At 75.1% G+C, this 2,559-nt stretch carries 3 protein-coding genes; 2 read left to right on the top strand and 1 reads right to left on the bottom strand.

The features are described 5' to 3' along the window. Positions 1 to 142: 142 nt before the first annotated feature. Positions 143 to 493, bottom strand: coding sequence for a hypothetical protein (locus tag FNQ90_RS19405; protein ID WP_143617737.1), 351 nt, complete (start codon positions 491 to 493; stop codon positions 143 to 145). A 64-nt stretch (positions 494 to 557) separates the two neighbouring features. On the opposite strand from FNQ90_RS19405, the gene FNQ90_RS19400 reads away from it, so the two are divergent. Continuing rightward, positions 558 to 1,316: a DsbA family protein gene (locus FNQ90_RS19400; RefSeq protein ID WP_182607537.1), complete on the top strand. Its 759-nt coding sequence runs from the start codon at positions 558 to 560 to the stop codon at positions 1,314 to 1,316. A gap of 188 nt (positions 1,317 to 1,504) precedes the next feature. Next, positions 1,505 to 2,038, top strand: a complete 534-nt coding sequence (locus FNQ90_RS19395) for a DoxX family protein (protein ID WP_143625081.1) — start codon at positions 1,505 to 1,507, stop codon at positions 2,036 to 2,038. Positions 2,039 to 2,559: the final 521 nt, after the last annotated feature.

Genomic DNA, 2,559 nt, shown 5'->3' with positions numbered 1-2,559 from the left:
GGAAAACCCCCGGGAACGACGGTGCCCTCCCGACCCGCCACGGGGCGGAGGGAGGGCACGGGGCGGAGGATCCGCCGGGCGGACGGTCACCGGCCGGTGGGCGCGGCTTCCGTCCGACGGGAGCCGGTGGCGGCCGGGCCGCTCACCACAGGACGGCGATGAAGATGTTCGCGACGGTCAGCAGTCCCACGGTGCCGAAGACCGGCGTGGGCACCGCCTCGTCGTCCCGGCGCAGGTAGACCAGGGCGGCGATCACGACCAGGATCAGCAGCTTGACGCCGACCTTGATGTGGTTGACCGTCCCGTCCCCCGCCTCCAGCAGACCCACCAGCGCCACGCCGGTGACCAGCATCACCAGCGCGCCGTGCCACATGCCGGGCAGCATCCGTGCCGTGCCGGCGCCCATCGCCTTCATCTGGAAGAGGAAACCGCCCAGCAGCGCGGCGATGCCGATGATGTGCAGGGCGAGCAGGATGTCCCGGAGAAAGTCCATGCGGGGAGGGTATCCGTCCCCCGTTCGGGGGTACGCGGCGCGGTCCCGCACACTGGATGGCGTGATGTTCACCGGCAGGAACTCCCGCAGGAACCGATCCGTCGTCGTCATCGCCCTGGCGACCCTCGTGGTCGGGGCGATGGTGATCAGCGGCATGGCCGGCCTCTTCGCCGGTGCCGGCGGCTCCTCCGAGCCGACCGCGCCGACCGACGCGGCCGAGGGGCCCGGGGACACGGATGCCGTGACCCCCATCCCCGGGGACCACCCCATCCACACGCTGGCCCGCCGCGACGGCGACGATCCCCTGGCCATCGGCGAGCCGGACGCGCCGATCGTGATGCTGATGTACGCCGACTTCCAGTGCGCGGTGTGCGGGCGCTGGGTGCGGGAGGTCGAGCCGACGCTGATCGACGAGTACGTGGACGCCGGTGACCTGCGCATCGAGTTCCGCAACTTCCCGATCCACGGCCCGGAGTCCGACCTCGCGGCGCGCGCCGCCCGGGCCGCCGGCGAACAGGACCGCTTCCGCGAGTTCTACGAGGCGGCGTACGCGGTGGACACCCACCGCGACAGCGGTCGGTTCTCCGAGGAGGGCGTGGTGGGGTTGGCCCGGGAGGCCGGCGTGCCGGACCTCGACCGGTTCGTCGCCGACCTGGACCGCGAGGAGATCGTGGAGTCCGTGGCCCGGGACGCCGAGGAGGCGGGCATGCTGGGCGTCGCCGTGCCGCCCTCCTTCCTGATCAACGGGCACGCCGTCGTCGGGGCCCAGCCGGCGGACACCTTCCGCGACACCATCGACCCGTTGCTCGCCGCCGCCCGGTGAGCCCGGGCGGCGCCGTCCGGGCCCCGATTGATCGGATCCGCACGAAGAACGCCGCCCGGTCCCCCGCGCCCCCGTCGCCGGCGCCTCCGCCCGTGGCAGACTGACCGCCCGGCCGCCGGTGGGACCGGCCCCGCCCGGCCGCCCCGGCCGCCCGTTGTCGAACACCGACCCGGCCCGAGGAGCGTGCCATGGCGGCGACCGCACGGACGATCACCCCCTCCACCGGCGGCGGCCCGGACGGCGCCCCGCCACCGGTCTCCCGCTGGGCCCTGCTGCCGCTGCGACTCTTCCTCGGCCTGACCTTCCTCTACGCGGGTATCGACAAGTACACCTCGTGGGGTCCCTTCAGCGCGGCCATGGACCAGCGGGCCATCGAGACGATGCTGGAGTTCGGCCGGGACCGGGCCGCCGTGCCGTGGATGGTGGATCTCGTGCTGGCCAACCCCGGGCCGTTCGGCCACGCCGTCGCGGTCGCCGAGATCGCCGTCGGCGCCGGCGTGCTGCTGGGCGTGCTGACCCGGCTCGCGGCGCTGGGCGGGATGCTGCTCTCGTTCTCCTTCTGGCTGACGGTGAGCTGGTCCACCGACCCCTACTACTTCGGGCCGGACCTGCCGTACCTGTTCGGCTTCCTCACGCTGGCGCTGGCCGGGGCCGGCGCGCACTCGGTGGACGCGCGCCGCACCGCGCGCCACCGCCGCGCCGGCAGCAAGCTGTACGGCTGACGCGGGAACGCCGGGGGCGCCGGCGTGCCCCCGCCCCCGCGTCGTGCGTTCCGACCGGGGCGTCTCTCCTCCGGGTCCCCGGGCCCCCCGGGTCTCCGCCGCGCCGGGACCCGGTCCGCGTTCCCCGTGATCCCGCCGCGCGCCCCCATCGCGCACCGCGCGCTCCATGACGCCCCTGACGCCCGCCCGCCGGGCGCCTCCCCGCCGTTATCCAGGATTCCCCGGGTTCCCCGGATTCCCCGAATTCCCCCGGGTGAGGGGGTTCGGGGGCCCGGGTCGCCCCTACGCTGCTTCCCGAGCGGCCGTCCCGACTCGGTGGAACGGCCGTCCGACCGGTGGTCGGGGCTCCGTCGGCCCGGACGGCCCCGGCTCGGACGGACCGGGTCGGAAGCCGAGGGCGTCCGGCCGGAGCGGTCCGATCCGTGCCCCGGACGCCGCACCGCCCGGGGGTGGGGAACAGAGCGGTGCGCGGTCCCGTCGGTGGGTGCCGGCGGAACCACGGGCCCCGGGGTCAGCGCGAC

Source organism: Streptomyces alkaliphilus, assembly GCF_014141535.1.
In the GTDB taxonomy this organism is placed as follows: Bacteria; Actinomycetota; Actinomycetes; order Streptomycetales; family Streptomycetaceae; genus Streptomyces; species Streptomyces alkaliphilus.
This window is presented reverse-complemented; position numbering and strand designations above follow the sequence as displayed.

Excerpts from the sequence above, each read along its gene's own strand:
- FNQ90_RS19405 (WP_143617737.1), bottom strand. The coding sequence starts at position 493 with ATGGACTTTCTCCGGGACATCCTGCTCGCCCTGCACATCATCGGCATC.
- FNQ90_RS19400 (WP_182607537.1), top strand. The coding sequence starts at position 558 with ATGTTCACCGGCAGGAACTCCCGCAGGAACCGATCCGTCGTCGTCATC.
- FNQ90_RS19395 (WP_143625081.1), top strand. The coding sequence starts at position 1,505 with ATGGCGGCGACCGCACGGACGATCACCCCCTCCACCGGCGGCGGCCCG.